The sequence below is a fragment of the Lysobacter sp. GQ73 genome, from assembly GCF_059758755.1.
Genome location: NZ_JCAXEE010000002.1, coordinates 819,779 through 842,589 on the forward strand (window position 1 = coordinate 819,779; position 22,811 = coordinate 842,589).

Annotated in this window: 23 protein-coding genes; 9 read left to right on the plus strand and 14 right to left on the minus strand. The window is 72.0% G+C overall.

Going from position 1 to position 22,811, the window contains the following annotated elements; translation table 11 throughout:
* Nucleotides 1-8: 8 nt before the first annotated feature.
* Nucleotides 9-2,600 (minus strand): serine hydrolase domain-containing protein, encoded by a 2,592-nt coding sequence (locus tag AC6CH2_RS08355; protein WP_498268835.1) that lies wholly within the window; start codon nt 2,598-2,600, stop codon nt 9-11.
* Nucleotides 2,601-2,912: 312 nt separating this feature from the next.
* Between AC6CH2_RS08355 and AC6CH2_RS08360 the strand changes: the two genes are divergently transcribed.
* Nucleotides 2,913-3,620, plus strand: coding sequence for a helix-turn-helix domain-containing protein (locus tag AC6CH2_RS08360; RefSeq protein ID WP_498268836.1), 708 nt, complete (start codon nt 2,913-2,915; stop codon nt 3,618-3,620).
* A gap of 182 nt (nt 3,621-3,802) precedes the next feature.
* Here AC6CH2_RS08360 and AC6CH2_RS08365 read toward each other — a convergent pair whose 3' ends face one another.
* Nucleotides 3,803-4,486 carry a YdcF family protein gene (locus AC6CH2_RS08365; protein ID WP_435397357.1) on the minus strand — a complete coding sequence of 228 codons (684 nt, stop codon included), beginning with the start codon at nt 4,484-4,486 and terminating at the stop codon, nt 3,803-3,805.
* A 292-nt stretch (nt 4,487-4,778) separates the two neighbouring features.
* On the opposite strand from AC6CH2_RS08365, the gene AC6CH2_RS08370 reads away from it, so the two are divergent.
* The 3 genes from AC6CH2_RS08370 to AC6CH2_RS08380 are packed head-to-tail and all read left to right on the plus strand — an operon-like array spanning nt 4,779 to nt 7,691.
* Nucleotides 4,779-5,981: a beta-ketoacyl-[acyl-carrier-protein] synthase family protein gene (locus tag AC6CH2_RS08370; protein ID WP_498269102.1), complete on the plus strand. Its 1,203-nt coding sequence runs from the start codon at nt 4,779-4,781 to the stop codon at nt 5,979-5,981.
* Between the two features lie 38 nt (nt 5,982-6,019).
* Complete coding sequence (locus tag AC6CH2_RS08375) at nt 6,020-6,808, plus strand: beta-ketoacyl synthase chain length factor (protein WP_498269103.1); 789 nt, start codon at nt 6,020-6,022, stop codon at nt 6,806-6,808.
* Nucleotides 6,801-7,691 (plus strand): glycosyltransferase family 2 protein, encoded by an 891-nt coding sequence (locus AC6CH2_RS08380; RefSeq protein ID WP_498268837.1) that lies wholly within the window; start codon nt 6,801-6,803, stop codon nt 7,689-7,691. Before AC6CH2_RS08375 ends, AC6CH2_RS08380 begins: the two co-directional genes overlap by 8 nt.
* A gap of 227 nt (nt 7,692-7,918) precedes the next feature.
* Here AC6CH2_RS08380 and AC6CH2_RS08385 read toward each other — a convergent pair whose 3' ends face one another.
* From AC6CH2_RS08385 to AC6CH2_RS08430, 10 genes are all read right to left on the minus strand, one after another.
* Nucleotides 7,919-8,398, minus strand: a complete 480-nt coding sequence (locus AC6CH2_RS08385; RefSeq protein WP_498268838.1) for a hypothetical protein — start codon at nt 8,396-8,398, stop codon at nt 7,919-7,921.
* A 262-nt stretch (nt 8,399-8,660) separates the two neighbouring features.
* Entirely contained in the window at nt 8,661-9,401 is a 741-nt protein-coding gene (fabG, locus tag AC6CH2_RS08390; protein ID WP_498268839.1) for a 3-oxoacyl-ACP reductase FabG, read from the minus strand.
* Nucleotides 9,402-9,519: 118 nt separating this feature from the next.
* The gene (locus AC6CH2_RS08395) at nt 9,520-10,026 is read right to left on the minus strand and encodes a hypothetical protein (protein WP_498268840.1); all 507 of its coding nucleotides are present in this window, start codon (nt 10,024-10,026) and stop codon (nt 9,520-9,522) included.
* A 107-nt stretch (nt 10,027-10,133) separates the two neighbouring features.
* On the minus strand, nt 10,134-10,565 hold the full coding sequence (locus AC6CH2_RS08400) for a hotdog family protein (protein ID WP_498268841.1): 432 nt from the start codon (nt 10,563-10,565) through the stop codon (nt 10,134-10,136).
* Entirely contained in the window at nt 10,552-12,894 is a 2,343-nt protein-coding gene (locus AC6CH2_RS08405) for an MMPL family transporter (protein ID WP_498268842.1), read from the minus strand. The genes AC6CH2_RS08400 and AC6CH2_RS08405 overlap by 14 nt, the downstream gene beginning before the upstream one ends.
* A complete protein-coding gene (locus tag AC6CH2_RS08410) occupies nt 12,894-13,631 on the minus strand; it encodes a LolA-related protein (RefSeq protein WP_498268843.1) in 738 nt (245 codons plus the stop codon). The genes AC6CH2_RS08405 and AC6CH2_RS08410 overlap by 1 nt, the downstream gene beginning before the upstream one ends.
* Nucleotides 13,546-14,523 carry a lysophospholipid acyltransferase family protein gene (locus AC6CH2_RS08415; RefSeq protein ID WP_435397342.1) on the minus strand — a complete coding sequence of 326 codons (978 nt, stop codon included), beginning with the start codon at nt 14,521-14,523 and terminating at the stop codon, nt 13,546-13,548. Before AC6CH2_RS08415 ends, AC6CH2_RS08410 begins: the two co-directional genes overlap by 86 nt.
* Nucleotides 14,520-14,825, minus strand: a complete 306-nt coding sequence (locus AC6CH2_RS08420) for an ApeI family dehydratase (protein WP_498268844.1) — start codon at nt 14,823-14,825, stop codon at nt 14,520-14,522. Before AC6CH2_RS08420 ends, AC6CH2_RS08415 begins: the two co-directional genes overlap by 4 nt.
* 206 nt (nt 14,826-15,031) lie before the next feature.
* Entirely contained in the window at nt 15,032-15,733 is a 702-nt protein-coding gene (locus AC6CH2_RS08425) for a COG4648 family protein (protein ID WP_498268845.1), read from the minus strand.
* 58 nt (nt 15,734-15,791) lie between these two features.
* Nucleotides 15,792-16,061, minus strand: coding sequence for a phosphopantetheine-binding protein (locus tag AC6CH2_RS08430; RefSeq protein WP_498268846.1), 270 nt, complete (start codon nt 16,059-16,061; stop codon nt 15,792-15,794).
* 229 nt (nt 16,062-16,290) lie between these two features.
* Between AC6CH2_RS08430 and AC6CH2_RS08435 the strand changes: the two genes are divergently transcribed.
* The 3 genes from AC6CH2_RS08435 to AC6CH2_RS08445 all read left to right on the plus strand — a co-directional run bounded on the left by AC6CH2_RS08435 (nt 16,291) and on the right by AC6CH2_RS08445 (nt 19,159).
* A complete protein-coding gene (locus AC6CH2_RS08435; RefSeq protein WP_498268847.1) occupies nt 16,291-17,691 on the plus strand; it encodes an NAD(P)/FAD-dependent oxidoreductase in 1,401 nt (466 codons plus the stop codon).
* A 14-nt stretch (nt 17,692-17,705) separates the two neighbouring features.
* A complete protein-coding gene (locus AC6CH2_RS08440) occupies nt 17,706-18,707 on the plus strand; it encodes a chorismate transformation FkbO/Hyg5 family protein (protein WP_498269104.1) in 1,002 nt (333 codons plus the stop codon).
* Between the two features lie 203 nt (nt 18,708-18,910).
* The gene (locus AC6CH2_RS08445) at nt 18,911-19,159 is read left to right on the plus strand and encodes a hypothetical protein (protein WP_031371268.1); all 249 of its coding nucleotides are present in this window, start codon (nt 18,911-18,913) and stop codon (nt 19,157-19,159) included.
* 166 nt (nt 19,160-19,325) lie between these two features.
* On the opposite strand, the gene AC6CH2_RS08450 is transcribed toward AC6CH2_RS08445, so the two are convergent.
* Together AC6CH2_RS08450 and AC6CH2_RS08455 are read right to left on the minus strand one after the other, a co-directional pair.
* Nucleotides 19,326-20,876, minus strand: a complete 1,551-nt coding sequence (locus AC6CH2_RS08450) for a dipeptide ABC transporter ATP-binding protein (RefSeq protein ID WP_498268848.1) — start codon at nt 20,874-20,876, stop codon at nt 19,326-19,328.
* Nucleotides 20,873-21,733 (minus strand): ABC transporter permease, encoded by an 861-nt coding sequence (locus AC6CH2_RS08455; RefSeq protein WP_498268849.1) that lies wholly within the window; start codon nt 21,731-21,733, stop codon nt 20,873-20,875. The genes AC6CH2_RS08450 and AC6CH2_RS08455 overlap by 4 nt, the downstream gene beginning before the upstream one ends.
* Before the next feature lie 220 nt (nt 21,734-21,953).
* On the opposite strand from AC6CH2_RS08455, the gene AC6CH2_RS08460 reads away from it, so the two are divergent.
* Both AC6CH2_RS08460 and AC6CH2_RS08465 read left to right on the plus strand, forming a co-directional pair.
* The gene (locus AC6CH2_RS08460) at nt 21,954-22,418 is read left to right on the plus strand and encodes an RrF2 family transcriptional regulator (protein ID WP_498268850.1); all 465 of its coding nucleotides are present in this window, start codon (nt 21,954-21,956) and stop codon (nt 22,416-22,418) included.
* Nucleotides 22,415-22,708, plus strand: coding sequence for a hypothetical protein (locus AC6CH2_RS08465; protein WP_498268851.1), 294 nt, complete (start codon nt 22,415-22,417; stop codon nt 22,706-22,708). The genes AC6CH2_RS08460 and AC6CH2_RS08465 overlap by 4 nt, the downstream gene beginning before the upstream one ends.
* Nucleotides 22,709-22,811 lie beyond the last annotated feature (103 nt).

Consider the following 22,811-nt stretch of genomic DNA (forward strand, 5'->3'; position numbering starts at 1 on the left):
GCGGCGACTCAATACACCAGCGACCAACTCATCGTCCGCAACGCAAATACGTACCAGACCATCGCCACGCTGGCCGCGGCGACCGCGATCGCGCAGACCCGGCGCAGGCGCTGCGGCGACGCGCGCCACACCGCGCGCGCGTTGAGCACCGCGACCACCGCCGTCGCCACGCTCGCCAGCCCCAGCAACTGAGCGAGGCGAATCCAGGGATCGAGCGCGCCGTCGAGCATCCGCACCGAAGCGTCGATGCGGACGACGATCCACAGCCACAGCAAGGCCAGCGCGAGATTGCCGATCAAGCCGAGGAAACTCAGCAACCGCAGGCGGCGATCGCGTTCGCTCAGCAGCAATCGCCGTTGGGTGTGGCGGCGCACCAACGCCGCGACCGGCCACAACAGGACCGCCAGTGCCTGCACCGCGAGCGCGAGGCACAACAACGGCAGCATCCAGCCCGGCGAACGCCATCCCGGCACCGGCTGCAGCCACATCGCCGCCGGCACGTCATCGCTGCTGACCGCGATCACTTGGTTGCCGTCGAGCTTGGCCGCGAGCAGGCTGTCGCCGCCGACTTCGCGCCAGAGATAGGGCTCGACTTCGCGCCAGCGCTTGGGCCGGCCGTCGGGCGTGCGGAACGCCGACACGCTCAGGGTGTCGTCGTCGTTGACCTCGATCTTGGCGCTGCCGAGCAGGCGCGCGATAGCGAGGAAATTGCTGCTCGACGAACGGCTGTTCTCGTAGCGGCCGGCGAGTTGCTCGGCGTGCAGACGCGCCGTCGGCAGCGTCGGCTGTTGCGCCGCACGCACCGGGAAATAGCGCTGGATCACTCCCTGGATCAGGTCGCGATGCAGCGCGCGCCCGGCGCTGCCGGGGCCGTCGGCGGACACGAACAGGCCGAGCCCGTGCGCCGGCAGCAATACCAGATTGCTCTGGAAAGCCTCGGTCGCGCCGCCGTGGCCGATCGCCACCGGGCCGCGGGTGTCGCGACGAAAGAACCCCAGCGCCATCGCATCCAGGCCCGGGATCGGCCGCGAGGCGGTCGCATGCAGGGTCTGCAGGCTGTGCGGTTGCAGGATCGTCGCCGCGCCGGCGCCGCGCTGGTCGAGCTGCGCGATCATGAAACGCGCCATGTCCAGGCCGGTGGTCGACAGGCTGCCGGCGGGCGCCGGGTTGACCAGCTCGAACGGAATCGGCGCGGCGCCGGCGGTCTTGTAACTCTTGGCCATGTCGCCGGCGAGGCCCTTCGGCAGCGGCTGGCGGAAGCTCGACTGGCGCATGCGCAGCGGCGCGAACACCTTGGCTTCGATGTAGTCGTCGAAAGGCTGCTTGCTGATGCGCTGGACGATGTAGGCGGCGAGCGCGGCGCCGTAATTGGAATACGCCGGCACCTTGCCGGGCGGATAGATGCGCTCGGGCTGCACCCGCTTCAGGTACCGCTCGAGCGGCAACAGCCGCGATGGGTCGGCGGCGAACAGATGCTTGGCCGACTCCTCGAAACCGGCGGTGTGGGTCATCAGCTGGCGCATCGTCGCCGGCTGGCCGGCGTAGTCGCGGATCGTGAAGTCGAGGTAGCGGTTGACGTCGGCGTCGAGGTCGAGCTTGCCCTGCTCGACCAACTGCATCGCCGCGGTCCAGACGAACAATTTCGAGATCGAGCCCGGGCGCACCAGAGTGCGCGCGGCGTCCATCGGCCTGCGCTGCTCTACGTCGGCGTAGCCGTAACCTTTCGCCAACAGCACCTGGCCGTCGCGCACCACCACCACGACCGCGCCGGCGAGTCCGCCGCGCGCGATCGCCAACGGCACCAGGCCGTCGACGTAGGCTTCCAGGTCCGGCGCGCTGAGCACCGGAATCGGCGCGGCCGCGCCGGGCTCGAGCAGGATTTCGCTGGCCGCTGCGTCGCCGCCGGCGAGTGCGGCCTGGATCGCCTGGCCGTCCTCGGACCGGGCGCCGGTCTGCGTCGGCGGCGCCGGGTCGATCGCGTCGGCGATCGCCTCCGGCAACGGTTCCGGCAGCGGCGCGAAGCTCGCCGGCGCGTTGGCCGCGGTCGTGGCTTGCGATGCCCGGTCCGGCGCCGCCGCCGGGCCCGCCGCGGGCTTGGCCGGCGCGGCTTTCACCGGCGCGGCCTTCACCGCGATGGCCGCCGCCTCGTCGGCGACCGGCGTATCCGTCGACGGGTTCGGCACTTTCGAGGGCACCGGCGAAGCACGCGTGGGCCGGGCCGCACTCGTGTTGGTGTTGGTGTTGGTGTTGGCGGGCGCGGTCGGCGCGGCGCCCGACAGCGGCAGCGCCCGGGTGGCGGCCGGAAACGCCGACGACGCGGCCGGCCGGGCCGGGCTCGCCACCGGCGGGGGCGTGCGCGGGGGGGCGGCTGCGGCCGTGGACGCCGCTGCCTTGATCGGCTCGGCTTTGATCGGCTCGGCTTGAGTTGGTGCGGCTTGAGTTGGCGCGGCTCCGGTTGACTCGACCTTGGCCGGCGCGGGCGGCGGTTTGGCCGCTTCGGGCGGGTCCGCCGGCGGCGACTGCGCCCACAGGGAACCGGCCAACATCATCACCGCGACGCCGGACACCGCGATGCCGCGCATCGAACGCTTGGACTTCATCTGACCCCCGAAAGCAGCTGCGCCGTCGCCCGGTATTCCGCGGCATGCGCTGGCGGTCGCCCCCGGGCGCGGACGTTCGCGGCGAGTGTACGCGGTCGCGGCGGCGGCGCCCCGGACTGCGAAGCGCGGACGATCGCCCCGATCCCTCTGCGAAACGGGAGGATCCGCCTGTTCCCGGGCGGCTGCGGCTGCGCCGTCCCGCTTTCCGGATCGGAAAACTATTTTCGATAATTAAACAACGGTTGGCTTTAGCGGCTTGGCAAGGCCTGGGGGGCCGCCTAGAGTCGTCCGTGACCCCTCTCGGCCGCCTTCATGCCCGCCAAGCGCAGCCAGAACGTAACCACGGCCGCTCCCGCGGTCCCGAACCCCGGGATCGCGCTGCGGATGCTGCGCCGTCAGCGCGGCTGGACCCTGGCCGAGATCGGCGCGCGCACCGGCCTGCCGATCTCGACTCTGTCGAAGATCGAGAACGGCAAGATGTCGTTGAGTTTCGACAAGCTCACCCGCATCGCCCAGGGCCTGGAAGTCGACATCGGCGAGTTGTTCTCGTCGCAACCGCCGGGAGTCAACGAACACTTCAGCGGACGCCGCAGCATCACCCGCGCCGGCGAGGGTTATGCGATCCGCACCGAGCACTACCACCACTTCTATCCGGCCTCGGAACTGCTCAACAAGCGCCTGGTGCCGATCATCGCCGAGGTCCACGCGCGCTCGCTGGAAGAGTTCGGCGATTTGATCCGCCACACCGGCGAGGAATTCGCCCTGGTCCTGGAAGGCACGGTCGAACTGCACAGCGAGCTGTACGCGCCGGCGCGCCTGGACGTCGGCGACTCGATCTATTTCGACAGCGCGATGGGCCATGCCTACATCGCCGCATCGGCGAGCCCCTGCCGCGTGCTCGCGGTGTGCTCGGGCAACGAAGCGCATCTGCGCGAGGCGCTGTCGCGCAAGATCGCCGCCGAGCCGATCCGCGTGCCGGCCGCGCGGCCGGCGAAGGCCCGTCGCAGCGCCAGCGTCTGAGCCTCGCGCCGCGTGCCCGCCCGGCGAGACCTGCGCGCGCAGGGACGTTCGGTCCAGGCGACTGCGGATAACCGTCACACGGGCCGCAGACGCCGGTCACGACGCCGGATTTTCGCATTGCGAAACTGCGTCGCGCGGCCGGACGCCACCCGCGGTTCAGCGGTGCGGTTCAGCGATTGGGCTCAGCTGACCCGCGCGAGCATGCGCCGGTTGCCGGTCAGCCGCGCCCAGCGCGCACCGATGTCGCTCATGCACACGTACGCCGCCTCGCCGGCCAGGCGCCACATCATGCGCGGGCTCAGGCGCAGGCGCGGCTCGGCCGCGCACAGCTCCCAGTCGTAACCGAGCTGGCGCGCGAACAGGGCGCAGCGCGCGAGGTGGTAGCGGCTGCTCAGCAAAGTGACGCGCGAGCGCATGCCCTCGCCGAGCACGACCCGGGCGTTGCGCAGGTTCTGCAGGGTGTCGCGCGACTCCGACTCCAGCTGCATCGGCGCATCCGCGGCGAAACCGCGCGCGAGCAGGCCGTGGCGCGCGAGTTCGGCCTCGCTGGGCTCGTCGGCGGCGCCGCCGCCGAGCAGCACCACGTTGCGCGGCGGACGCTCGCGCCACAGCGACACCGCGCGGTCCAGGCGCGCCTCGAAATCCTGGTCGAGGCGGCCGCCGGGCGCATGCTTGCCGAACAGCAGCACGCATTCGCCTCGCTCGGGCTGGCAGGGCGCATTGCGCGCGACCCGCAACACGTGCACGAAGTAGCCGACGTAGACCAGGCCGGCGCTGAGCACGCATGCGGCCGAGGCCACCGCGGCGACGTGCAGCACGTCGCGATCGCCCAACAGGGACAAGCGGTGGCCGAGGCGGTGGGACATGGCGGCGGAAGCGACCTGCATGGGTAGGAAAACCGGAACGAGGCGACGAGTTACTGCGGTATGAGGATGCCGCGCCGCCGCCGCAAGGCGACATCGCGGCGCGGACAGGCGATTCAGACGCATTCACCGACCGATTCGATCGCCCGCGCATGAAGCATTCAGCGTCGCTGCATCGCGGCAGCCGAGCGGGACCGCGCGGCCCCGCCGGCGGCGCCCCGAGCGCCCCTCGCTATACTGCGGGCGTTCCCCACCGCGCGATTCTACCGACTACGTGACGTCCCCACCTTTACCGATGCCGCCGCTGGCGATCCGCGCCTACACCGCGACCACTGCGCTCGGCCGCGGCCTGGACGCCCAGGCGGACGCCCTGCGCGAGCGGCGCAGCGGCCTGCGGCCCAACGACTTCGCCCCGCTCGCCGCCGGCGAGGCGCCGCTGGACTGCTGGATCGGCCGGGTCGAAGGGCTCGAGGACGCCGACCTGCCGGACGCGCTGAGCGGGTGGGAATGCCGCAACAACCGCCTGGCCTGGCTGAGCTTGCAGCACGACGGCGTGCGCGAAGCGCTGGCCGCTGCGGTCGCCCGCCACGGCGCCGGACGGGTCGCGGTGATCGTCGGCACCTCCACCTCGAGCATCGGCGCGACCGAGGAGGCCTATACCCGCCTGCGCGACGACGGCCGCGCATTCCCCGAAGACCTGGCCCGGCCGACCCTGCATACGCCGCATTCGCTGGGCGCCTTCGTCGCCGCCGCGACCGGCCTGCGCGGCCCCTGCGTGACCGTCGCCACCGCCTGCTCGTCGAGCGCCAAGGTGTTCGCCCAAGCGGCGCGCCTGATCGCCGCGGGCCTGGCCGACGCGGCCCTGGTCGGCGGCGTCGACACGCTGTGCGGCAGCGTGTTGTTCGGTTTCAACTCGCTGCAACTGGTCTCCAGCGCGCCCTGCCGCCCTTTCGATGCCGAGCGCATCGGCCTGTCGCTCGGCGAGGCCGGCGGCTACGCCGTGCTCGAACGCCTCGACGAAGGCGAACGCGCCGCGCTCGAGCTGCGCGGCTACGGCGAATCCAGCGATGCCCACCACATGTCCTCGCCGCATCCCGAAGGCCTGGGCGCGCGCCTGGCGATGAGCGACGCGATGGCCCGCGCCGGCGTCGACGCGGCCGAGGTCGGTTACCTCAACCTGCACGGCACCGCCACGCCGGCCAACGACAGGATCGAAGCGCTGGCGATCGCCGCGCTGTTCCCCGACACCCTGCACGCCTCCTCGACCAAGGGCTGGACCGGGCATACGCTCGGCGCGGCCGGCATCGTCGAGTCGGCCATCGCCCTGCTCGCCCTCGAACGCGAGCATCTGCCGGGCACGCTCAACAGCGTCGTGCCCGATCCGGCCAACGGCCCGCAGATCCGCTTCGATTCGGCCGACACCCGGATCCGCTACGCCATGAACAATTCCTTCGGCTTCGGCGGCAACAATTGCTCGCTGGTGTTCGCGCGCCCATGACCGCCGCCGATCTCGACCCGCCGACGAGGCGCTCGCCGGTGCTCAGCGCCGTCGTCGAAAGCGTGGGCTATTGGAGCCGCGGCCTGCCCTCGTGGGAGGCCGCTCGCGCTTTCGCCGTGCACGGCGAACTCGTCGCCGACGCGCCTTCGCGGCCGTCGCCGCAGTTGCTGGCGCCGAACGAACGCCGGCGCGCGCCGGAGACGGTGGCGGTGGCCCTGGAAGTCGCGCTCGCCGCCTGCCAGGCCGCCGCCCGCGATCCGGCCGAACTGCCCTCGGTATTCGTGTCCTGCCACGGCGACATGGCGATCACCGACTACATGTGCGCGACCTTGGCGAGCGAACCGCGGACGATCTCGCCGACCCGCTTCCACAATTCGGTGCACAACGCCGCCGCCGGCTACTGGACCATCGGCGCCGGCGCGATGCGCCCCACCACCGCGCTGAGCGCGCTCGAAGCGACCTTCGCCCAGGGCTTGATCGAAGCGCTGGCCCAGATCGCCGCCGGCGACGAGGCGGTGCTGCTGGTCGGCTACGACGGCGCCGCGACCGGCCCGCTGCAGACGATGTGGCCCAGCGACGGCCTGCTCGGCGCGGCATTGGTGCTCGCGCGCGCGCCGGCCGAACGCCGCGCACACGGACCGCTGCTGCGCGCCTGGCTCAGCGACGAGCCGCCGTCGCCGCTCGAGGGCAGGCTGTCCCGTCGCGGAACCGGCAACGCCAGCGCCGCGATGCTGCCCTTGTTCGACGCCTTGGCCTCGGGCCATGATCGCCTCGCATTGCCGGCCGGTAGCGGCCGGACCCTGCGGGTGGAGCTGATCCATGATTGAAGGACCCGGTTCGCCAGGACGCGACGGCCACACGCCAGCGACGGCGACCGCGCACCGGACCCGTCCGCCGCGCCTGGATCGCGACAACGTCGCGGTCGTCATTCCGGCGCTCAACGAGGCCTTGCGCATCCGCGAAGTGGTCGAAGGCGCGCTGGCCCAGTGCACGCACGTGATCGTGATCGACGACGGTTCCGACGACGGCACCGCCGATCGCATCGCCGACCTGCCGGTGACCTTGTTGCGTCACGCGCAGCGCCAGGGCAAGGGAGCGAGCCTGCGCGACGGTTTCGCCGAGGCCCTGCGCCGCGGCTTCGCCGCCGTGCTGACCATGGACGGCGACGGCCAGCACGCCGCCGAGGACATCCCGCGGCTGATCGAAAGCGCCAACCGCTATCCCGACCACATCGTGATCGGCGCGCGCCTGCGCAAGCGCGCCTCGCAGCCGACCTACCGGCGCCTGGCCAATAATTTCGGCGACTGGGGCGTGGCCTGGGGCACCGGTTACCAGATCGCCGACAGCCAGAGCGGCCAGCGCCTGTACCCGGCCGCGGTGGTCGCCCTGGGCGACGTGCCCGGCGAAGACTTCGTGTTCGAGGCGCAGATCCTGATGTCGGCGGCGCAGCAACTGGGCACCCGCTGCGTCTCGGTGCCGATCGAATCGCGCTATGGGAACCAGGATTCGCAGGAACAATTCCGCGCCAGCCATTTCAAACCGCTGCGAGATTTCAGCCGCATCACCAGCCACATCGTCGGCCAATGCCTGCGCCGCGGCGGCATCCCCGCGGTCTATCGCAGCATCCGCGCCAACCCGCCGCTGATCGACGACCCGAGCGGCGAGTTTTCCGGCGCGGCCGAGCACAAGGCGCAAACGCATACGCGTTGAGCTCTACCGCAGAAGCAGGCTCGCCGAGCGTGCGAGTCGTCTTCGTCGCCTACCCGCGCGTGAGTCGCGCGAAGAAGGGAATCCAGGGCTTTCGGGCCAAAACGCTGGAACTCTCTGCGCCCCTGGCGTTCACGGATGCGCGAGCCAGCGGCTCGCAAGCGCATCCATTCACCCCCGCCTCAGCGGGGATGACGACGGCAGGTGCCACAAGAACGCCGTGCGCCGCCTCAGTTGCGCGGCGGATTAGCCGGCGGCGCCTGCGGGCCCGGGTCGTTCATCGGCGGCGGATTCAGCACGTAGATCGCCACGCCGCGCGCGAACTTCTGCCGCGGGCTGATGCTGACCCCGACGCCGCCGCCGCTGTAGTGGCGCCCGCCGAAACTGCCGCCGCCGGCGCCGACGCTGACGCCGCTGCCGCCGTAGCCGTCCTGGGTGCCCTGGAACAGCACGCCGTTGGCGCCGAGCTTGGCCGCTTCGGCGCGCAGCTTGGCCACCACCGAATCCATCTTGTTCTGCTCGCCGTAGGTGAACGCGCCGCTGTTGCTTTCGAGCAGGGCGATTTCCTCGTAGCGGCTCGGCGGCGGCGCGAAATACACCCGCACCTGCGACACCGGCACCGGCGGCCGCGGCTGGCCGGTGATCACGTGGGAACTGGCGCAGGCCGACAAGGCCAGCGCGAACAAAGCGATGAACAGGCTGCGCGACATCGGAAGTCTCCCGTACGGCCTTCGCGGCGGACAGCTCATGCTACGCCGGGCGGCCCGGCGTCGGGTGAGCGCCCGGTGAGCGGTCGCCGCCCAGCGATGCTCGGCATCGGCGCGCGGGCGCAAGGCTGGCCGAGCGCGGCGCTGAAGCAGGCCTCCCGGCCCCGGCGGTCATGATTTCCGACGCCCGCATCGCCCGCCCTCGTCGGCCCGCCCTCGTCGGCCCGCCCTCGTCGGCCTGTACACGTCGACCGGGCCGCGCCCCTCAGCCCATGCCGCCGTTGATCCCGATCACCTGGCCGTTGATGTAGCCGGCCGCGTCCGAGCACAGGAACGCGACCAGCGCGGCGACTTCGTCGGCGCGGCCGGCGCGGCCGGCCGGGACCATCTGCTTGATCGCTTCGGCGCTGAACGCCGCCTCGGCCATGCGCCCTTCGATCACGCCGGGCGCGACCACGTTGACGGTGATGCCGCGGCTGGCCATCTCGCGCGCCAGCGACCTGGAGGCGCCGTGCAGCGCCGCCTTGGCCGCGGCGTAATTGGTCTGGCCGCGGTTGCCGAGCACCGCCGCGACCGAAGACACGTTGACGATGCGCCCCCAACGCGCGCGCGCCATCGGCAGCAGCAAGGGCTGGGTGACGTGGAAGAAGCCGTGCAGGGACACGTCGATCACCCGCGTCCACTGGGCCAGGCTCATGCCGGCCATCGGCGCGTCGTCGTGGATGCCGGCGTTGTTGACCACGCCCTGGATCGGTCCGGCTTCGAGCAGGGCTTCCAGGGCGCTGCGCGCGGCCCGATCGTCGGCGACGTCGAAGGCGACCGCGGAGGCTTGGCCGCCGGCCTCGCGAATCTGCGCGACCACCTGCTGCGCGCGCTCCAGGTGCTGGTTGGCGTGCACGATCACCTGCCAGCCGGCCGTCGCCAGGGCGAGACAGATCGCCTGGCCGAGATCGCCGCTGCCGCCGGTGACGAGGACACGGCGCGGCGAGGGGGGCGAGCTGGGCATGCGGGCGACTCCGGGCGGCAAAGTCCGATTGTCCCCGCCCCGCCGCCGTGGCGAAAGCCACGCGGCGGAGCGGGGAGTCGCCGCTCCTGGCCGGCCGGTCGGCGCCACCGCGCGCGGCTCAGGTCGAAACGCGGAAACCATCCGGATACGGCGGATCGCCGTCGTCGCCGCGACGGCTGTCGATCTGCACCAGATCGCGCTCGACCGGCCGCCCCTGCCCGTCGCAGCGCAGGCGCTGTTCGCCGCGCCATAGCGCCCAGGCGCAGGCGCCGTCCTCGTCCTCGCCGTCGACCGCGACTACCCACCATTGCAGGGTGCGTTGCGCGTCCGGCGCCAGCCGCATCGTCGCCAACGCGTCGAAGTCGAGTTCGATCCGCCCCTCGTCGGTGGCGGTGCCGAGCCACTGGGCGAAGATCGCCGAGCGCCCGCCGGCGATGCGGAACATGTCGACCCAGGTATCGGCCGGCATGTCTTCGTCGTAGGGCCGGTCGCAGCGCTCGAGCCAGTGCAGGCGCGCGCCTTCGCGGCGGCCCAGGACGATGCGCAGGCGCAGGCGATGGCCGACCCGGCCTTCGTCGATGGCATGGTGCGGGCTGAGATCGTCGAAATGGAACTGCAGCGGCATGCACGAAGCTCCCGGACGCGATGCGGCGCGATCGCCGCCTCTGCACCAGGAAACGCCGGCGCCGGCCGGGTGTGAACACGCACGGTGCGATGCGCCGCGGCGCAGATTCAGTCCGGCCGCGCCATCACCGCCGCGCGTCCCTGCGCGATCGGCACGCCGGCGTGATGCAGTTCGAACTCGTATTGCCAGCTCTCGCCGGTGTCGATGAGCTTGTGCGCGCGGCCTTCGATCGCGCCGGGCAGCTCGTCGATGCGCGCGAGCCGCAAGCGCACCCCGCGCAGCGCCACCAGGACGCCGGGCTTGGCCGCGCCACCGTGCCTTCGCGCGAGCAGGCCGCCGTGCACGGCCATGGACTGGGCGCCGTACTCGCACAGGTGCACCGCGTGCAGGACGCCGCCGCGACGCAGGGGATGCGCCGGATCGCGATGGCCGTGGCTGCGCAGCACGATGCGCTCCTCGTCCCACTCGACGAGCTCTTCCCACAGGCACATCAGGCCCTGGTGCGGGATCAGCGCGGCGATCGCCTCACGCGTGCGCATCGCCGGCCTCCGGCGCCGCCGGTTCGCGCACGATCAGCAAGGCCAGCGCGAAGTTGAACGCCACGCCGAGCGCGACCGTGCCGCCGATCGCGCGCAGCACCGGGATCGACGACAGCCCGAGCAGCGAGAACACCAGCAGCGTGGTCAGGCTGCACACGATCACCGCGTGCAGGGTGCGCAGTTGTTCGTCGCGATCGTCGCCGGCGTGGTCGAAGAACAGCGCGTAGTCCAGGCCCAGGCCGGCGGCGAGGATCAGCGAGACCAGATGGAACAGGTTGAGCTCGACGCCGAGGCCGCGCAGCACCGCCAGGATCAGCAGGCTGCTCAGGGCCATCGGCGCGAGCACGCGCAACACCCGGCGCGGCGAGCGCAGGGCCACCCAGACCGCAGCGGCGAGCAACACCCCGGCCAGGCCGAGCGCCATCAGCACGCGGCCGCGATAGTCGGCGACCAGGGATTCGGAGGCTTGCTTGAGATCGAGCAACTGGCCGCCGTGTCGGCGCACCACCGTCGCGACCGCGGCCGGATCGTTGAGCCCGGTCAGCGACACCAGGGCGGTGGCGTGGTCGCCGCGTTGCAGCAGCAGGCCTTCGACGCTGACCGCGAGCGGCGTGCCGGCGAGGTCGCGCGGGGTCAGCGGCGGCGCCTGTCGCGCGCGTTCGACGTCGGCGAGGAAATCGGCGAAGGCATCGCTGCGGAACGGCGTCGCCGCGACCGCGGTGTCGAGCGCGCTGCGCAGGCTCGCCGCATCGGGCAGGCGCTGCTGGCGTTCGCGCTGGGTCCTGGCGCTGGGCAGGTAACGCGCGGCGAGGTCGTAGCCGGCGATCGCACCGCGCTGGCGCAGCGCCGGCAGGTCGGCCAGCAAGGCTTCCGAGGACTGCAGCGCGGCTTCGGCGTCGCGGCCCTCGATGGCGACGACGTAGCGCACGTCGGGCGCGCCGAGTTCCTCGCGCAACTGCGCGTCGCGCGCGAGCGCGTCGGCCGGCACCGGGGTCAGCTTGGCCAGGTCGTTCTGCCAGAACGGGCCCGGCACGAACAGGATCACCGCCAGCGCCAGGGCCGCGATCAGCGACACCCCGGCCACGCCGAGTCGCGGCCAGCGCGCCAGCCGCGTCCACAGCCGCGCCAGCGCCGGCGAACCGGCGGCGTCGCGCGGCGCAGGGTCGATCAGCGCCGGCAACACGAAGCGCGTCGCCAGCGCGGCGGTGGCGAGGCCGACGATGGTGAACACCGCGAGCTGCTGCAGGCCGTCGACGCCGGACACGAAGAAGGTCAGGTAGGCGATGCAGGTCGAGGCCACGCCGGTGCCGAGGGTCGGCCACAGGCTGCGCGCGCTGGCCCACGGCGACAGGCCGGGGCGTTGGTGACTGAACAAATGGATCGGGTAGTCCTGAACCACGCCGATCAGGGTGAAACCGAAGGCGACGGTGATGCCGTGCACGCCGTCGAACAGCGCGGCGACCGCGCCGAGCCCGGCCAGGCCCGCGGTCGCCAGCGGCAGGCCGCCGAGCAACGGCGCCTTCCAGCTGCGGTAGGCCAGCCACAGCAGCAGCACGAACACGACACTGTCGATCGTGCCGATCAGGCTCGCTTCGCGCTGGGTGCGCCCGCCGATCTCGACCGAGAACGCGCCCGGGCCGCTGATCGTCAGCCGGGCCGGGCTGGCGCCGCGCGCTTGCGCGAAGGCCGCGTGGATTTCATCGAGCGCGCCTTGCTGGCCGGTCGGGTCGAAGCCGGCCGCGCGCGTCTCGACCGCCAGCAGGGCCTGCTTGCCGGCGCGATCGAACCACACGCCGTGCACGCTCTGCGGCGCCTGCGCCGGCTGCCAGGCTTCGGCCAGGCGCAGCATTTCCAGAGTCGGATCGCTCGGCAGCAGCGGTTCGATCAATTCGCCGGCCGGCGAACCGAGATCCTGCACGCGGGTGTCGAGTTGCTCGCGCAGGTAGGCGGCGTCGAGCGGCTGCTCGTCGAAAGTCGGCGTCAGCAGATAGCGATACGGACGCAGGCGTTGCGGCACCGCGTCCAGTCCCTGCCCGGCGCCGTTGGCGACCAGCTTGAACTGCGGCTGTGCGGCGAGGCGTTCGCGCAGCGCCGCCGATTGCGCGGCGAGGGTCGCCGGCTCGTCGCCTTCGATCGCCAGCAGCAACAGGCGCGAGCCCGGGCCCTCGCCGAGTTCGTCGATCAGCAGTTTCTGCGCCGGCGTTTGCGCGCTCGGCATGAAGCGGCGCAGGTCGCCGCTGAGTTGCAGGCGGCTGCCGATCGCCCAGCCGGCCAGCGCGAGCAGGGCCAGCCACAGCAGGGCGAGCCCGAGACGTCGTGCCGGCGTCATCAACGCGCCGCGCCGTGGCCGCGGCACAGCGCCGCGAGCTGGCTGGCGTCGGCGACGCCGGCGGCGGCGCGCGCGGCGCTGGCCAACAAGGTGCGCTGCTGTTCGTTGCCGCGCGCCGGCCGGGTTTCGATGCAGCGCAGTTCGTCGTCGCGGCCGAGCAGGACGATCTCGCGCACGCGCGCGGCGAGGCCGGCGTCCTTCGGGGTCAGGCTGATGGTCCACTGCCGGCGGGTGCCTTCGGCGGCCACGCGGTAATGCTGTTCGAGCAGGGCGCGGTCGCCGCCGAGCAAGGCGCCGAAGCTGGCCTGCAGGGCGACCAGCTCGGGCGCGCGCGCCAGCGAGAAGCGCTTGGCCGGCTTGCCCGGGCGGACGATACCGACCTCGCCCTGGCCGGGCTTGGCGCCGGTGCGGATGGTGGTGGTTTCGGCGTACGGCGCGCGCACCTCGCGCACCAGGGTGGCCGCGTCGGGACGGCGGTATTCGCCCGACAGGCGCAGCGGCGCCTTGAGCAGGGCCGAGCCGCGCACTTCGACGAAGTCGGTGCGGGCCGGCACCGGCTGCGCCAGCCGGGGCAGGATCCAGTCCGGATCGGCCGCGACCGCGGCTTCGGCAGCCGACGCCCCGGCCGGCGCGCCCTGGGCCGCGGCGGCCTCAGTAACCGGAGCGGCGCGCAGCGACCCGGCGCCGAGCATCAGCGCCAGAGTCCACATGCAAGGCTTGATGAGCGTCATCGGCATGCCAGAAGTCGTAGAAGTTGAACCAGTTGTAGGGGGCGCCGCGCGCCTGCGCCTGCAGGCGCTCGGCGTAACGCTGGACCAGCGCGGCGAGTATCGCCGGGCGGTTATGCCGCTCGATCGCCACACCTTCGCTGAACGCCTCGAACACCAGGTCGTAGCGCGCACCGCCACGGTACAGGCCGAAGGCCAGCACCACCGGTACTTTCAGCGCCGCCGCGATCAGCCACGGCGCGGTCGGGAACTCGGCCGGGGCGCCGAGGAAGGACGCAGTGGTGCGCGGCTCGTGCGGCGCGGCGCGGTCGACCAGCAAGGCCACGATCGCGCCTTCGTCGGTGGCCTGCTTGATCGCGAACACGATCGAGGGGCCGTCCTGGCCGGCGTCGATGACGGTGCGCGCGATCTGCGGGTCCAGCGCATCGAGCATCTGGGTCAGGGCCGGGTTGTGGCCGCGGTCGAACACCACCCGAAGCTTCAGGCCGGGCCGGCTGCGCGACAGCACCCGCAAGGCTTCGAAGCTGCCCAGGTGCGAGCCGAACAGCAGCAGGCCCTGGCCGCGGTCGAGATAGGGCTCGAGTTTGTCCAGTCCTTCCACGCGCACGTCGAACGGCGCCATCCGCCCGCTGAGCATGTACAGGCGGTCGAGGATGGTCGCGGCGAAGGTGTGGATGTGGCGGGCGATGTCGAGCAGGCGCGGCGCGCGGTCGAGCACCCGCGCCAGGTAGTCGCGCGAGGCGCGCCGCTCCGGGCCGCGCACGGCCAGGAAGTAGGCGACGATCGGGTACAGGGTCAGGCGCGCGATCGAGCGGCCGCCGCGCCGGGCGATGAAGCCGATCAGGCGGAAGGCGAGGCGGCCGCCGCCTTCGGGGCGTTGTTTCCAGTGTTCGCCGCTCATGCCGAGGCCTCCGCGGCAGACGGGTCGGCGACGACTTCGCCGCTCGCGAGCAGGTCGTCGCCGCGACGGACCCGAAAACGCCAGCGCGCCGCGCCGAGCGTTTCCAGTTCGACCTGCGCCGCCTGCTCCGGCAGCAGCGGCAGCAGGAACTTCACCTGCGGCAGGCGCCATCCGCTCAGCGGCCCGTGCGCGGCCTCGACCGCGGCGATCACCTGCTCCAGCAGGACCACGCCGGGCACCAGCGGACGCCCCGGGAAATGGCCGGGCAGGCAGGGATGATCGGACGGGATCGCGAAGGGCATGCGGGCGGGCGGCGACGGTCGATGGCTGGGGCGAGGGTCACAGGATAAAGCACGCGCATTCAGCGGGGCGTCGAATTGCGACGGCGGCCCTTGAATTACCGAAAGCGCAGTGTGCGGCGGTGCTTGAACGCCGGGCTTGCGCGATACCGGCCAAGCTGGAGCGGACGGCGGCAGGCAGCCGGCGGCCGGCCTTCATCCTCAGGCCCTCAGGAGAACAGCTCGCGCCAGAAACCCGGGCCGAGCTTGGCCATGCGGTGCATGAAATCGAAGAAGCCGCTCTCCGGCCGCACCGGAAAGCGCCGCTGCCGGACCAGGTACTCGCCGGCGAACATCCCCCCGACGATGCCGTAGTTGATCAGGTTGGCGAACCAGGACCATTGCTCCTGGGTGATCGCGATCGGCGGCACCTGGCCCAGGCGCGCCAGCCCGCCGTCGGGCACGGCGATCATCGCCAGGGCGCCGTTGACCAGCGCCAGCAGCGCCAGCACCGCCGCCCACAGCGCGGTCAGGCGGCGGGTGTAGCGATACAGCTCCGGCGCCAGCGCCGGCACCGGGCATTCGTGCAGGGCCGCGACGATGCGGGTGATCAGCGCTACGCGCGGCGCGCGCAGGCTGCGCCCGAACCACCATGCCAGCCAGCCGTTGAACAGCATCGGCGGGGCCAGCAGCAGCATCTGCGCGTACGGGGTGAAGGCGGTCGCGGCCAGCGCCGCGAGCAGGATCAGGGTCGCCGCCCAGGCGCGCCAGCGCAGGCCCAGCAGGCCGTCGATGGTGACGAACACGACCAGATCGGCCAGGGCCAGCGCCGCCAGTGCGCCGCCACCGTCGTGGCTGGCCCAATGCGCGAGCACCGGGTAGGCGATCGCCAGCAACAGGCGCGCCAGGGCGCTGGGCGAAGGAGGGTTCACGTCGGTTCCGGGGACGGGCGCATGCGCGGGCGGTTCGTCGCCGCGCGGCCGGCGGCGTTCAGGCGGCCCGCTGCTGCTCGATATGCGCCGACAGCGCGCGCAGCGAAGCGAAGATGCGGCGGTTCTCGTCGCTGTCGGAGCGCAGCTGGAAGCCGTAGCGCTTGGTGATCGCCAGGGCGAGTTCGAGCGCGTCGATCGAGTCCAGGCCGAGGCCTTCGTTGAACAGCGCCGCTTCCGGATCGATCCCCTCCGGTGCCACGTCTTCGAGGTTCAGGCTCTCGACCAGCAGCTGCGCCAGTTCGCGTTCGGCGGGACTTTGTTCAGACATCGGGCGATCCGGTCACGGTGGGACGAGGGGCGCAACGATCCGCCATCGGCGCCGCAGGCGCAACCGCCGGGCGCGGCGGCCCCGTCCTGCGGTGCCGTCCCGCGACCGCTTCCGCCCGCGGCGGGCCTGCGTTATCAGGCACTTGAGGCGATGCGCCGCAGCGGCGCGACGGCGCCGGCGACCCGCCGCCGTCGCGCAGCGGGCCGAGGCGGCAGGCTATCATTTGCGCATGAATCCGCCCGACTCCGCGCCCGACGCGGCCGCACCGACGGCCACCGCTGCTTCCAGCAAGGCCAGCCCCTCCCACGCCGCGCAGACCATCGACACCGATGTCCTGGTGATCGGCGGCGGCCCGGCCGGCACCACCGCGGCGACCCTGCTCGCGCGCAAGGGCTGGAAGGTGTTGCTGCTGGAAAAGGGCAGCCACCCGCGCTTCCACATCGGCGAATCGTTGCTGCCGATGAACCTGGCCATCCTCGATCGCCTCGGCGTGCTCGAACAGGTGCGCGCGATCGGCATCCACAAGCCCGGCGCCGAGTTCCCGATCGACGCCGAGCGCTACAACACCTTCCGCTTCGAGCGCGCGCTCAACCCGGTCTATGGCTACGCTTTCCAGGTCAAGCGCGAGGAGTTCGACGAACTGCTGTTCCGCCACGCCCGGGCCAACGGCGTCGACGCGCGCGAGCGGGTCAAGGTCGAGAAGATCGAGTTCGGCGCCGACGGCCGCCCGGCCGTGGTCCACGCCCGCGGCGACGACGGCAGCGAGTTGCGGGTGCGCCCGCGCTACCTGGTCGACGGCAGCGGCCGCGACACCTTCCTCGGCGGCCAGCTCAAGCTCAAGCAGAAGAACCCGTTGCACCAGTCTGCGGCGATCTTCAGCCACTTCACCGGCGTGCAGCGCCGCGAGGGCAAGGACGCCGGCAACATCACCGTGCAGCGTTTCGCCCACGGCTGGATGTGGCTGATCCCGCTGCAGCGCGACGTGATGAGCGTCGGCGCGGTGTGCTTCCCCGAATACCTCAAGCAGCGCCGCGGCGACAGCGAAGCCTTCCTGATGCGGACGCTGGAGTCCGAGCCCTCGGTGTGGCGGCGAATGCAGGGCGCGCAGCGCTGCGGAGACGTCCACGTCACCGGCAACTATTCCTACACCTGCTCGCGCATGACCGGCCCGGGCTGGGTCATGGTCGGCGACGCCTACGCCTTCGTCGACCCGGTGTTCTCCTCCGGCGTCTACCTCGGCATGAACAGCGGCGAGCAGGCCGCCGCGGTGGTCGACGGCGCCCTGCGCGAGCCGGCGCGCGAGGCCGAACTGCAGGCCGCGATGGTCAAGCGCCTCAAGCGCGGCCTGCGCCATTTCCAGTGGTTCATCTATCGCTTCACCACGCCGGTGATGCGCGAGCTGTTCAACGCCCCGCGCAACTTCTGGCAGATCGAGCAGGCGGTGATCTCGATGCTCGCCGGCGACGTGTTCGACAACCGCGAAGTGCTGCGCCGCCTGCGCGTGTTCCGCTTCGTCTATGCGATGACCGCGCTGCGCATGGCGCCGCAGGCCTTGCGCGGCTGGTGGCGGCGCAAGCGCCAGGTCGGCGTGGATTTCCGCGGCGACACCCTGCAACGGGGCAACCCGTGAGCGCGGCCGAAGCCATGCTGGCGATGCCGCCGCAACTGCAGGTCGACTACGTCGCGGCCACGCCGGCCGAGCTGCTGGCGCAGGACGACACCCTGGCGGTGTTCGGCTTCGGCACCCAGGCGCCGCGGCACGACGACCCGCGCTATCTGCGGGTGGCGCTGGAACCCTTCGGCGACCGGCGCCTGGAGCGCTGGCGCGGCCGCGGCCCGGTGATCAAGGGCCGCGACGGCGACCTGGCCTGGTCGGAAGACGGCGCACTGCAGTTCGGCGTGATCGAATTCGACGAACCCGAACCGCTGCCGGGCGAAGCCACCAACGGCGAGATCGCGCGCGCCGCCGAATACCTGTACCGCAAGCTGATCGCCTTCACCGAAGCGCGCGGCTATCCGCACTTGCTGCGGATCTGGAACTACCTCGACGGCATCACCCTCGGCCACGGCGACGAAGAGCGCTACCGGGTGTTCTGCGTGGGCCGCGCCAAGGGCCTGGGCGATTTCGACATCGCCCGCCTGCCGGCGGCGACCGCGATCGGCCGCGTCGACGGCGCGCGCCGCCTGCAGGTGTACTGGCTGGCCTCGCGCACGCCCGGCACCCCGCTGGAAAACCCGCGCCAGGTCAGCGCTTACCGCTACCCGCGCAAGTACGGGCCGCAGCCGCCGAGTTTCGCCCGCGCCATGCTGCCGCCGCAGCCGGCGGCGATGCCCCTGCTGTTGTCGGGCACCGCGGCCGTGGTCGGCCACGAATCCAGGCATGCCGATTCGGTGTTGGCCCAGCTCGACGAGACCCTGGCCAACTTCGACAGCCTGCTCGGCGTCGCCCGCCAGCGCCGGCCGCAGCTGCCGACCGCATTCGGCGGCGGCTCCTGCCTGAAGGTGTACGTGCGCGACGCCGAGGAGATCGACAACGTCGCCGCCGCGCTCGAACGCCGCTTCGGCGAGCGGGTGCCGCGCATCCTGCTGCATGCGGCGATCTGCCGCCACGAGTTGCGCGTCGAGATCGACGGCTCGCACGGCTGAGCGCCGTCGCGCGGCGTTCATCACCCGCAATCGGCGATGAATCGCCGATCAATCGGGGCATGCCGGCGCCACTACGGCGCCAGCGGCGGCGTCGCCTCGACGCGCGCTTCCATCGGTCCCGGCCACCTCCGGCACTTGAAATCGCCCCGGCAGACGCTACGTTGCCCATGTGGCCAAACCGGCCGACTGCGGAGTACGACACGATGGGATTGATCAGCCTGCTCTGGGGCATCGTCGCGCTGCTGTGGATGATCCTCGCCCTGATCCCGCTGCTGGGCTGGGGCAACTGGTTCCTGATCCCGTTCGCCGCGGTCGGCGCGATCATCGCCGCGATCGGCGTGCTGTTCACGAGTTCGGAGAAGAACGGCCGCGCCAAGACCGGCCTGCTGCTCAACGCGATCGTGATCGTGGTCGGCGTGGTCCGCCTCGGCATCGGCGGCGGCATCGTCTGACGCCGGCCTGAGCGCGAGCTCGTCCTGGCGTCGCAGCGCGAGCGGCGGCTGAATCCGGGTGCGTTCGTCTTAGCCGCCTAACTGGCGCCGCATTCGTCATCCCTGCTCCGGGGCGCGATCTCGGTACGGACTCTTCGTGTGCGCCGGGTCGTCCGCGTTGAACCTGTCAGCCTTGGCTCGGACGTGCGGCGAGCAGCGCCCGCGTATGCGCGTGCTGCGGCGCGCGCAGCACCTGCGCGGTCGGCCCGGTTTCGACGATGCGGCCGGCTTCGAGCACGGCGATGCGCTCGGCCACCGCCGCCGCCGCGGCGAGGTCGTGGGTCACGAACAACAGGGCCAGGCCGCGCTCGCGCTTGAGTCGCGCGAGCAGGGCCAGGATCGCCGCGCGGTGATGCGCGTCCAGCGCCGACACCGCTTCGTCGCAGACCAACAGCTCCGGGTCGGTCGCCAGTGCGCGCGCGATCGCGATGCGTTGGCGCTGGCCGCCGGAGAACTGGTGCGGATAGCGATCGAGCATGGCCTCGTCCAGCCCCACCGCCTGCATCAACCCGGCGGCATGGCGGCGACGCGCGGCGGCATCGCCGCGGCCGTGAATGCGCAAGGGTTCGGACACGATCTCGGCGATGCGCAGGCGCGGATCGAGCGAGGCGTAGGGGTCCTGGAACACCACTCCGGTGCGTGCGCGCAGGCGGCGCAAGCCGGGCGCGTCGAGGCTGCCGAGCTCGGTGCCGTCGATCGACACCCGGCCCTGCGCGCCGCGCAGCAGGCGCAGCACTACCCGGCCGAGCGTGCTCTTGCCGCTGCCGCTTTCGCCGACCAAGGCCAGGCCCTCGCCGCGGCGCAGCTCGATGTCGACGCCGTCGAGCGCGCTGTGCGCCGCGCGCGGATAGCGCATGCGCAGGCCTTCGCCGCGCAACAGCACCGGCGCCTGCGACGCGCTTTCCGGCAAGGCTTCGATGCGCTCGGCGGCGAGCAGCTCGCGCGTATAGGCCTGGGTCGGCGCGGCGAACACCGCGGCGGTGTCGCCACGTTCGACCACCGCGCCACGCTGCAACACCAACAGTCGTTGTGCGTAGGCACCGACCAGCGGCAGGTCGTGGCTGATCAGCAATAACGCGAGATCGTCTTCGCGGCGCAGGCGATCGAGCAGGTCGAGGATGTCGCGGGCGATGCGCGCATCCAGGGCCGAAGTCGGCTCGTCGGCGATCAACACCCGCGGCCGCGTCGCCAGCGCCAGGGCGATCGCGATGCGCTGGCGCTGGCCGCCAGAGAACTGGTGCGGATAACGTCGCAGCGCGTTGGCCGGATCGGGCAGCTGCACGCGTTCGAACAAGGCCAGGGCGCGCTCGCCCGCGGCCGCCGGCGACAGGCCGCAGACCGCGCGCAGGGTTTCGAGCAGTTGCGCGCCGACCCGGCGCAGCGGGTGCAGCGCCGCGAGCGGGTCCTGCGGCACCCAGGCCAGGCTGCGCCCGCGCAGGCGCGCGTGCGCGGCGCCGCCGAGGGCGATGGGTTCGCCGTCGACCTGCAGGCGCCCTTCGCCGCGCAGCTCGGGCGGCAACAGGCCGAGCAAGGCCAGGGCGGTCAGGCTCTTGCCGCTGCCGCTTTCGCCGACCATGCCGAGGCATTCGCCGGCCTGCAGTTGCAGATCGAGCGGGCCGAGCACACCGCGCGTGCGCGTCCCCACCGTCAACGCCTGCAGATCCAGCAATGCGCTCATGCGGCCGCGGCCCCGACCTTGGCCTCGCCGTCGGGGACATCGCCGCGCACGTCGAGCCAATCGCGCAGGCCGTCGCCGAGGAACTGGAACGCGGCCAGGGTCGCGACCAGGAACCCGGCCGGGAACAGCAAGGTCCACGGCGCGCTGTCGAGCTCCTGCACGCCTTCGGCGAGCAGGCCGCCCCAACTCGACGAGGGCTCGTCGATCGACAGGCCGAGAAAGCCGAGGAAACTCTCGACCAGGATCGCTTGCGGCAGGATCAGGCCGAGGTAGACGAAGGCCAGCGGCATCAGGTTCGGCAATACGTGCCAGCGCAGGCGCTGGCCGAAACTCGCTCCGGCCGCCTGCGCGGCGAGCACGAACGGCGCCTCGCGCAGGCGCGCGGCCTCCGCGCGCATCACCCGCGCCAGGTCGATCCATACATAACCGCCGATCGCCGCGAGCAGCAACCACAGCGAGCGCTCGAACAGGGTCAGCAGCAGGATCACCACCAACAGGAACGGCAGCGCCGAGAACACGTCGAGCACTCGCAACATCGCGCGCTCGACTCTGCCGCCGGCGAGCCCTGCGACGGCGCCGTAGCCCAGGCCGATGACCAGGGCGACTACGCTGGCGAGCAGGCCGATGCCGAGCGACAGGCGCCCGCCGGCGAGAGTGCGCGCGAACACGTCGCGCCCGATCGCATCGGTCCCGAACCAGTGCCCGGCCGTGCCCGGCCGCACCGACAGCGCGTCCCAGTCGGGCAGGATCGGCCCGTAGCGGCCCAACGCCGGCGCGAGCCAGCAGGCGGCGGCGAGGACGGCGAGCACCGACAGACAGGTGCGGGCGAGCGGCGGAAGCGAGGCGAGAGAACGCATTGGCGCTCATCGTAACGGCTTCGCGTGCGTCGGCCACGCTCGCCCGAAGCGCCTGCCTGTGAAAGGGAGTCAGGGGGATTTGTCTCTGGCTCTCGCTCGGGCCGCGCCATCGCCACCCGCCCCGCCCCGCCCACATAGCCCCAAGTCATAAGCAGATGAGGCAATACCTTTTCCCCTGAGCCTCCGGTCGCGGCGACATTCCCTACATGGTGAATGGGAAATGCTGACGATGAAGGCCAAGTACGCACTGCGCGCGATGTGCGCGCTGGCGCGTGCCGACGGCGGCCGGCCCCGGGGCGGCAGGCTGCAGGCGCGCACGATCGCCGAGCACAGCCGCGCGCCGGGCAAGTTCCTCGAAACCATCCTGGTCGACCTGCGCCAGGCCGGTTTCATCGACAGCCGGCGCGGCCAGAAGGGCGGCCACGCCCTGGCCCGCCCGGCCGACCAGATCATGATCGGCGACCTGATCCGTGCCATCGACGGGCCGCTGGCGCCGGTACGTTGCGCCAGCGTCAGCGCCTATCAGCCCTGCTCCGACTGCCCCGATCCGGACGCCTGCAGCCTGCGTTCGCTGATGCGCGAAGCGCGCGACGCGATCTCCGACGTGCTCGACCGGCGCAGCCTGCACGAGCTGGCGCAGGCGCCGGGGTCCAGCCTGGCCGCGCTGGCCGGAGACGGCGCGTGAGCCGGCGGGTACCGGGCGAACACGGCGCCGGCCCGCGCGCATCGAGCGAACCGCGCCGGCGCGAACGCGCGGCCGCACGGACGCGGACAGTCGAACCCGACCGGCCCGGGCCGGCGGTCGAACCCGAGATCAACATCGTCAACCTCAGCGACAGCGAGTACCAGCTGCTGAGCGCGGTGCGCGAGCTCGGCCAGGGCCAGATCGAAGTCGTCGTGCACAGCTCGCGCATCGTCAGCATCACCCGCAGCCAACGCCTGCCGGCGACGCCGCCGCGGAGCCCGCGTCCGTGAGCGTCGTGCGCCTCGATACCCGCTGTCGACGCCAAGGCTGAAGTACGCGGCGCGCCGAAGCCGCTCGATCCGCATTGCCCGTCGTCCGGCCCGAGCCTCGAGC

What these genes read in the sequence shown, in the direction of transcription:
- AC6CH2_RS08355 (WP_498268835.1), bottom strand. Translation starts at nt 2,600, where the DNA reads ATGAAGTCCAAGCGTTCGATGCGCGGCATCGCGGTGTCCGGCGTCGCG.
- AC6CH2_RS08360 (WP_498268836.1), top strand. Translation starts at nt 2,913, where the DNA reads ATGCCCGCCAAGCGCAGCCAGAACGTAACCACGGCCGCTCCCGCGGTC.
- AC6CH2_RS08365 (WP_435397357.1), bottom strand. Translation starts at nt 4,486, where the DNA reads ATGTCCCACCGCCTCGGCCACCGCTTGTCCCTGTTGGGCGATCGCGAC.
- AC6CH2_RS08370 (WP_498269102.1), top strand. Translation starts at nt 4,779, where the DNA reads ATGCCGCCGCTGGCGATCCGCGCCTACACCGCGACCACTGCGCTCGGC.
- AC6CH2_RS08380 (WP_498268837.1), top strand. Translation starts at nt 6,801, where the DNA reads ATGATTGAAGGACCCGGTTCGCCAGGACGCGACGGCCACACGCCAGCG.
- AC6CH2_RS08385 (WP_498268838.1), bottom strand. Translation starts at nt 8,398, where the DNA reads ATGTCGCGCAGCCTGTTCATCGCTTTGTTCGCGCTGGCCTTGTCGGCC.
- fabG (WP_498268839.1), bottom strand. Translation starts at nt 9,401, where the DNA reads ATGCCCAGCTCGCCCCCCTCGCCGCGCCGTGTCCTCGTCACCGGCGGC.
- AC6CH2_RS08395 (WP_498268840.1), bottom strand. Translation starts at nt 10,026, where the DNA reads ATGCCGCTGCAGTTCCATTTCGACGATCTCAGCCCGCACCATGCCATC.
- AC6CH2_RS08400 (WP_498268841.1), bottom strand. Translation starts at nt 10,565, where the DNA reads ATGCGCACGCGTGAGGCGATCGCCGCGCTGATCCCGCACCAGGGCCTG.
- AC6CH2_RS08405 (WP_498268842.1), bottom strand. Translation starts at nt 12,894, where the DNA reads ATGACGCCGGCACGACGTCTCGGGCTCGCCCTGCTGTGGCTGGCCCTG.
- AC6CH2_RS08410 (WP_498268843.1), bottom strand. Translation starts at nt 13,631, where the DNA reads ATGCCGATGACGCTCATCAAGCCTTGCATGTGGACTCTGGCGCTGATG.
- AC6CH2_RS08415 (WP_435397342.1), bottom strand. Translation starts at nt 14,523, where the DNA reads ATGAGCGGCGAACACTGGAAACAACGCCCCGAAGGCGGCGGCCGCCTC.
- AC6CH2_RS08420 (WP_498268844.1), bottom strand. Translation starts at nt 14,825, where the DNA reads ATGCCCTTCGCGATCCCGTCCGATCATCCCTGCCTGCCCGGCCATTTC.
- AC6CH2_RS08430 (WP_498268846.1), bottom strand. Translation starts at nt 16,061, where the DNA reads ATGTCTGAACAAAGTCCCGCCGAACGCGAACTGGCGCAGCTGCTGGTC.
- AC6CH2_RS08435 (WP_498268847.1), top strand. Translation starts at nt 16,291, where the DNA reads ATGAATCCGCCCGACTCCGCGCCCGACGCGGCCGCACCGACGGCCACC.
- AC6CH2_RS08440 (WP_498269104.1), top strand. Translation starts at nt 17,706, where the DNA reads ATGCTGGCGATGCCGCCGCAACTGCAGGTCGACTACGTCGCGGCCACG.
- AC6CH2_RS08445 (WP_031371268.1), top strand. Translation starts at nt 18,911, where the DNA reads ATGGGATTGATCAGCCTGCTCTGGGGCATCGTCGCGCTGCTGTGGATG.
- AC6CH2_RS08450 (WP_498268848.1), bottom strand. Translation starts at nt 20,876, where the DNA reads ATGAGCGCATTGCTGGATCTGCAGGCGTTGACGGTGGGGACGCGCACG.
- AC6CH2_RS08455 (WP_498268849.1), bottom strand. Translation starts at nt 21,733, where the DNA reads ATGCGTTCTCTCGCCTCGCTTCCGCCGCTCGCCCGCACCTGTCTGTCG.
- AC6CH2_RS08460 (WP_498268850.1), top strand. Translation starts at nt 21,954, where the DNA reads ATGCTGACGATGAAGGCCAAGTACGCACTGCGCGCGATGTGCGCGCTG.